This window comes from Sphingorhabdus sp. (assembly GCF_023910635.1).
Taxonomy (GTDB): Bacteria; Pseudomonadota; Alphaproteobacteria; order Sphingomonadales; family Sphingomonadaceae; genus Sphingorhabdus_B.
Genome location: NZ_JAAVVZ010000008.1, coordinates 145001 through 152286, shown reverse-complemented (window position 1 = coordinate 152286; position 7286 = coordinate 145001). Strand labels below are relative to the sequence as shown.

Sequence of the window (7286 nt, the reverse complement as noted above, 5' to 3'; positions counted from 1 at the left end):
CCCGAGCCATCCACATGAGCAAGTTACCATCTGATCTATCGACTGTCACCACGGTTGCGGTTGATTTAGCAAAGCATATTTTTCAGGTTCACGGCTGTGACGCTGCGGGTAAGGTTGTTGTTGCCAAGGCGCTGCGCAGGAAAGAGCTGCTGCCCTTTTTTGCCGCCCTTGGCCCTTGCCTTGTTGGTTTGGAGGCGTGCGGTTCTGCGCATCATTGGGGGCGTGCGTTGTTGGCTTTGGGCCATGATGTGAAGCTACGGTCAGGACCACTAAATGCACCTTAGCGGTTCACGGCCTAATATGCCGCATGATGATGACGCGCCGACAATATATGCACACCGCTCCGATCACCTTCGCTAAAACCGGGCTATTTGCCCTAACAAGAATGTCTTGTTTGCGGGATGCAGATTGTTCTGACAATGTGGGGTCATAGGAAGAGACACAAACTATGACTAAATCCCTGACGCATCTTGAGCGCCTTGAGGCTGAAGCCATCCATATTATGCGGGAGGTTGTCGCCGAAGCGGACAAGCCGGTGATGCTATATAGCGTGGGTAAAGACAGCGCCGTGATGCTGCATTTGGCGCGCAAGGCGTTTTACCCATCGCCGCCGCCATTTCCGTTGTTGCATATCGATACCAGTTGGAAGTTCAAGGCGATGTACGCGTTGCGCGAGAAGGCGGCGTGCGATGCCGGTATGGAATTATTGGTGCACCAGAACCCAGAGGCCATTGCGCGCGGCATCAACCCTTTCGATCACGGGTCGCTGCACACCGATATGTGGAAAACCGAAGGGCTGAAGCAAGCGCTCGACGCTTATGGCTTCGATGTTGCCTTTGGCGGGGCACGGCGGGATGAAGAAAAAAGCCGCGCCAAAGAACGCATATTCTCCTTCCGCACCGCGACGCATATTTGGGACCCAAAGAACCAGCGGCCCGAATTATGGAACCTGTATAATGCACGTAAGGCGAAAGCAGAGAGCATAAGGGTCTTCCCGATCTCCAACTGGACCGAGTTGGACATCTGGCAGTATATCCACCTTGAGAATATCGAGATTGTGCCTTTATATTTCAGCGCGCCGCGTCCTACCGTCACACGCGACGGGATGCTGCTGATGATAGATGATGACCGCTTTGTGTTGCATGATGGCGAGGTTCCGGTTGAACGCTCCATCCGTTTCCGAACGCTTGGATGCTATCCGCTGACGGGCGCGGTCGAAAGCCATGCCGCCACCTTGCCCGAGATTATTCAGGAAATGCTGCTGACCACCACCTCCGAACGCCAAGGGCGCGCCATTGACCATGATCAGGCCGCCAGCATGGAAAAGAAGAAGCAGGAGGGATATTTCTGATGTCCGATGCAACGCCCCAAAATGGCATCTACAAAACCGATGACCTTATTGCTTCGGACATTGAAGCCTATCTGACTGTCCACCAGCATAAGTCGCTGTTGCGGTTTATCACCTGCGGTTCGGTCGATGACGGGAAATCGACGCTTATCGGTCGGTTACTATATGATTCCAAAATGATTTTTGAAGATCAGCTTGCGGCATTGGAATCCGATTCCAAACGGATGGGAACGCAGGGGCAGGACATCGACTTTGCGTTGCTTGTGGACGGTCTTGCGGCCGAGCGAGAGCAAGGCATCACAATCGACGTCGCCTACCGGTTTTTTGCGACCGAGAAGCGGAAATTCATCGTCGTCGATTGCCCGGGCCATGAACAATATACACGCAATATGGTAACGGGCGCATCAACGGCGGACCTTGCGGTAATCTTAATCGACGCGCGTAAAGGAGTCCTCGTCCAGACGCGGCGCCATAGCTATCTTGTCCACTTATTGGGCATAAGAAACATCGTCCTTGCCGTGAACAAGATGGACCTGATCGACTATGATCAGGCGAAATATGATGCAATCGTCGCCGAATATACCGCCTTTGCGCGCAGCATCGGCATAAGCGATTTTACCGCCATGCCAATTTCCGGCTTTAAAGGCGACAATATCACGGAGCGTTCGGTCCATATGCCATGGCATGCGGGTCAACCGCTTATCGCGCATTTGGAAACCGTCGCGCTTGATAATGACGCGGACCAGGCCAAGCCATTGCGTATGCCGGTGCAATGGGTCAACCGGCCCAATCTCGATTTTCGGGGATTTTCTGGCCAAATCGCAACGGGCATATTGCGTCCGGGCGATAGCATTCGCGTCCTGCCGTCAGGTAAGACGTCAACGATCAGCAAGATCGTCACGCTTGACGGCGAACTCAGCGAAGCTGTTGCAGGCCAATCGGTTACGCTGTGCTTGACAGACGAAATCGACTGTTCGCGCGGGGATGTGATTGCCGCTGCCGACAATCCGCCTGAGGTATCCGACCAGTTTGAAAGCACTATTGTCTGGATGGCGGACGAGCCTTTGATACCAGGGCGGGCCTATTATTTGAAGCTGGGGACGCAAACGGTGTCGGCCACCGTGCAATCGCCCAAATTCACCATCAATGTAAACAATATGGAGCATATGGCCGCCAAGACGTTGGAACTCAACGCCATTGGGGTGGCGGAAATATTAGCCGACAAACCTATTGTGTTCGAACCTTATGTTAATAACCATGTTTTGGGCGGATATATTCTGATCGACAAGATCACCAATGCCACCGTCGCCGCCGGCATGCTGCACTTTTCTTTGCGTCGCGCACAAAATGTCCATTGGCAAGCGACCGACATTGGCCGCGAAGCGCATGCTGCGCTCAAAAACCAAAAGCCAAAGATTTTATGGTTCACGGGCCTTTCCGGCTCGGGCAAATCGACGATTGCCAATGAAGTGGAAAAGACACTCAATCTGCTGAACCGGCATACATTTTTGCTCGATGGCGACAATATCCGCCACGGCCTCAATAAGGATTTGGGCTTTACCGAAACCGACCGGATTGAAAACATCCGCCGGGTGGGCGAAGTTGCAAAGCTGATGGCAGATGCGGGTCTCATTGTCCTGACTGCGTTTATTTCGCCATTCCGCGCGGAACGCGATATGGTGCGCGCAATGATGCCGGAGGGTGAGTTTGTCGAGATATTCGTCGACACGCCGTTGGAGGTCGCGGAGGCGCGCGATGTGAAGGGGCTTTATAAAAAGGCCCGTGCCGGACAATTAAAGAATTTTACAGGAATCGACAGTCCCTATGAACCACCCGAAAACCCTGACATCTGTGTGAACACAGTCGAAATGAGCCCTGCCGAAGCCGCAGAACATATCGTTCGCCAGCTGATGCCGTTGAAATGAGCATTATCGCCGACGATAGCGCATTGGCCGCGCATTTAGCCGAAACCGCTGGCAAATTGCTGTTGCAAGTGCGCGACAGCGGGCTGCTATCATTGCATGCGCTTGGCGAGGCTGGTGATCAAACCGCCAACCAGTTTTTGATCCATGCCCTTGCTGAACAACGGCCTGATGACGGATTGTTGTCGGAAGAAAGCAAGGATACCGACGCGCGCCTGTCAAAATCGCGCGTGTGGATTATCGATCCGGTTGATGGCACCCGCGAATATGGTGAAGGCCGCACCGATTGGGCCGTCCACGTCGCGCTTGCTATACATGGCGCGCCGGTGATTGGCGCGGTCGCACTTCCGGCGTTGGGCGTGGTTTTAAGGAGCGATCAGCCAACAGCCATCCCTGCCGCCCCCGAAAAACTGCGCATGGTGGTCAGCCGAACCAGGCCCGCAGCAGAATCCTTGACGGTAGCAAACGCGTTAAACGCTGAATGCATCCCGATGGGTTCGGCAGGGGCAAAGGCAATGGCGGTCGTGCGCGGTGAGGCCGACATTTACCTGCACAATGGCGGGCAGTATGAATGGGACAATTGCGCGCCCGCTGCCGTCGCTGCCGCCTTTGGCCTGCACGTCAGCCGCATCGATGGTAGCCCTTTGGTCTATAATCAGGCGGATACATATATCCCGGACCTGCTGATTTGTCGCAAAGAGCATGCCCAGAGCGTGTTGGACGCGCTAAAGGCGGCGACGTCGGCTGCCTGAGCGCATCCAACACGATGTTTTTAGAACAATCCCGGAACCTCACGTTGCGCCGTGCTTGCGTTTTTCGGCGCAGGCAAAAGACGACGTTCGTTTCCTGAAGCTGTGCTCTGGGCGCTTTGGGCGAGCGCGATTGGGGTGCAACTGCGTCCCGCCACGAAATCCAGCGCGGCGCGAAGCGAAGCCTCTTGTGGGTCGCCCAAAGGCCGGGTGATATCGTCAGCCGCCGCACAAGTGGTGCGCATCGTACCCGCAAGGCCGGAGAAATAATCACCCTGCCCAGCCGCATTCTCTGTCGCAAAAGCAACAACGCGAATGCGATCATCACAAGCTGTCAGATCAAGCCCGATCTGCCCGACGGGCTTACCGAAACTGTTGCTGCCGACCAAAGCGGCATTGGCCCCGAGAAACGGCACGAGGGCCGCAGCTACATTTTCGCTAGCAGACGCCGTAGCTCTGGTGGAGATGAACGCGATCTTCACGGGTGACACCGACTGCGGTTGCGGCGCAAAGCGACGCGTTTTATTTTCGGCTGACTTTGAGGCGCGGAAACGCGTGACTGAAAAAATGTCGCTGCTAGAGCGGTTGCCGCCAAGCAAGTCGCCCATCACCTCCGCCGTTGAGACAAGCCCGCCGCCATTATATCGGAAATCGATAACAAAGTTTGTGATGCCCTGTGCGCGGAAATCGGCGAACGCCGTCCGCAGTTGATCGTTCGCGGTCGAGATGAACGTGCGCATGTTGATGTAACCCACGCGCTGTCCGCCGCCATTGTCGATGATCTTCACCCCATAGCGCGATGAGAGCGGGCTAATGGCATATTCTGCTTTGGCCACGGTGACATTGCGGGCGCCCGATGAGTCAGTTATGCGAAAGGCGCGGCTGGTCCCAACGGTATTCGGACCCAAAGCGTTCGCTACACCCGCAGACCCTTGCGTTGCCAATATTTCAGATACCAACCGGATATTCGAAGAATCGGTACCGATTCCTATAATTTCCGTGCCTCGGTCAATGCCCGCAGCAAGCGCTGGCGCGCTCTCAAAGGCTTCTGTTACGAATAAACGTGAGCCTTGAAACGCAAAACGTGCCCCGAAATCGGCTGTCGCACCTGACGCGAAGAAAGCGTTTTCCTCTTGGATAGAGGTAACATAAGTGAAAAACCGGTCACGCCCCTGACTACGCGCAGTCGCGGTTAAGGCGTCAATATAGTCGCCCACAGTGGTGTAAGCCGATGGGCTGAGCGCGGTCGGCAACGTTTCTGGAAACAGGTACCATTCGTTCAGGACAGACCCCGCAAAATTCTGTCGATTGAGCAAACTACAGGTCGTAGTAGGCGGCGGAGGCGGAGGCGGAGGCGGGGGTGGAACGATGACTGCACTGCCGCCTGAATCACTTCCACCGCCGCCACATGCCGAAACGGCGGCAGCCAGTATCAGTATGATGCCATTCAATGAACGTTTTTTCATAACTTTCTCCCGTTATTCTTGTATCATCCCAATGCCTTATAGTTGCACGGGTTGCGATCATTCACAAGTGGCATTTCTACCTAAAACTGCGGATTAACGGCTATTACTTGTAAATTCTTTTGGCGCTTTACCTTGCCGAACGGCGTGGGGCATCTCATCTACAGGCTATCTTATTCCTAGAGCAGCCATTCCATGCCCCCTGATCAATTTGCGTCCAAGGGACTGCGCGTCCCAAGCGGACGGCTTTCCCGCATTGCCCGCTTCGGCAACATGGCGACGGGTATCGCTGGAAGCATGTTGCTGGATGGCGCGAGGCAACTGGCCAATGGTCGTCGCCCAACCGTTGGCGAACTGCTGATGACGCCAGCAAATGCGATGCGGGTCACACTGCAATTGGGAAAAATGCGCGGCGCGGCGATGAAGCTTGGGCAGCTTATTTCGATGGATACTGGCGACTTCCTGCCGCCTGAATTGACGGACATTTTTGCAAGACTTCGTGCCGATGCCCAACATATGCCGCCAGCGCAGCTGAACATGGTTATGACACGCCATTGGGGGAAGGATTGGCGCGCGCAGTTCATACGTTTTGATGACCAACCCCTTGCGGCGGCCTCCATCGGGCAAGTGCACCGCGCACTGACTCTCGATCAACAGGACGTGGCCGTCAAAATCCAATATCCCGGGGTGCGCCGCAGCATCGACAGCGATGTCGATAATGTCGCCGCGTTGTTGCGCTTATCGAATGTGCTGCCAAAGACGCTAGATATCACGATATTGTTGGCGGAGGCAAAACGTCAGTTACATCAAGAAGCGGATTATGCGCGTGAGGGCGCATATCTCATGCAATTTGGGGAGCTGCTGAGGGATGCTCCCGAATATGCGGTGCCGGCTTATTATGCGCCACTAAGCAGTAAAAATGTTTTGGCGATGTCCTTCATCGACAGCGTCCCGATCGAATCGATGATCGGCGCGCCGCAAGCGGACCGTGACCGGATCATGACGCTGCTGATTGAGCTGGTGGTGCGGGAATTGTTTGAATTCCGATTGATGCAGACAGACCCCAATTTTGCGAACTACCGATATGCCCCTGAAACGCAGCAAGTCGTCTTGCTCGACTTCGGTGCGACCCGGGCTCTGCCGAAAGCCATGGTCGCACAATACCAAAGCTTGCTGAACATGGGTGTTGCGGGCGATAAAGACGGTGTTCTGGCTGCTGTGCTCGACATCGGCTTTATGAACGCACAAACCGTGCAGCAGAACAGGCGCGAAATCGATAAGCTGATCGCGGCAGCGATTGATATGATCCAGCAGCCAGGCCCGTTTGATTTTAGCCGGACCGATTTTATCACCGACATGCGCGATGAAGGCATGACAATCGCGGCTGATCGACGCAACTGGCACATTCCGCCCTCCGACACGTTGTTTGTGCAGCGTAAATTGGGCGGCGTATTCTTATTGGCCAGCCGGTTAAAGGCGCGTGTGGATGTGAACCGCATCCTTGCGCGCTATTTATGAGTTATCTGCGCCATGAACAGAGGCCCTTTAAAATATTTGTAATCGACAAAAACGATTAGTCATTACAAAAAGCGCTGCTAGACGAGGTCTAGGGCCACTTAAATCCACCTTCGCGGTTTGAGGCCATTTCGTTCAGTGCAAGGCGACAAAGCGCAGGCTTAGCTATTCTAAGTCTGCTTTGCCGTCATGGTAATGGACAGAATGGGTCAAATCCGCAGGACGCCAAAATGGCTTCGATCTCATAGCAAAATGCCATGGCAGGCAAAATAACTGCCTATGGCGGAAA

Annotated in this window: 5 protein-coding genes and 1 pseudogene; 5 read left to right on the top strand and 1 reads right to left on the bottom strand. The window is 54.6% G+C overall.

The features are described from left to right. Positions 1-14 precede the first annotated feature (14 nt). The 4 genes and pseudogenes from HEQ34_RS07125 to HEQ34_RS07110 form a co-directional block, all read left to right on the top strand. Positions 15-257, top strand: a pseudogene (locus HEQ34_RS07125) (IS110 family transposase); the annotation flags it as partial. Positions 258-448: 191 nt separating this feature from the next. Further along, positions 449-1351 (top strand): sulfate adenylyltransferase subunit CysD, encoded by a 903-nt coding sequence (gene cysD / locus HEQ34_RS07120; protein ID WP_296199162.1) that lies wholly within the window; start codon positions 449-451, stop codon positions 1349-1351. Next, positions 1351-3273, top strand: a complete 1923-nt coding sequence (gene cysN, locus HEQ34_RS07115; protein WP_296199160.1) for a sulfate adenylyltransferase subunit CysN — start codon at positions 1351-1353, stop codon at positions 3271-3273. Before cysD ends, cysN begins: the two co-directional genes overlap by 1 nt. Beyond that, positions 3270-4022, top strand: a complete 753-nt coding sequence (locus HEQ34_RS07110; RefSeq protein WP_296199157.1) for a 3'(2'),5'-bisphosphate nucleotidase CysQ — start codon at positions 3270-3272, stop codon at positions 4020-4022. The genes cysN and HEQ34_RS07110 overlap by 4 nt, the downstream gene beginning before the upstream one ends. A gap of 20 nt (positions 4023-4042) precedes the next feature. On the opposite strand, the gene HEQ34_RS07105 is transcribed toward HEQ34_RS07110, so the two are convergent. Continuing rightward, positions 4043-5485 carry a S41 family peptidase gene (locus HEQ34_RS07105; RefSeq protein WP_296199155.1) on the bottom strand — a complete coding sequence of 481 codons (1443 nt, stop codon included), beginning with the start codon at positions 5483-5485 and terminating at the stop codon, positions 4043-4045. Positions 5486-5677: 192 nt separating this feature from the next. On the opposite strand from HEQ34_RS07105, the gene HEQ34_RS07100 reads away from it, so the two are divergent. Beyond that, positions 5678-7000, top strand: coding sequence for an AarF/ABC1/UbiB kinase family protein (locus HEQ34_RS07100; RefSeq protein ID WP_296199153.1), 1323 nt, complete (start codon positions 5678-5680; stop codon positions 6998-7000). Positions 7001-7286: the final 286 nt, after the last annotated feature.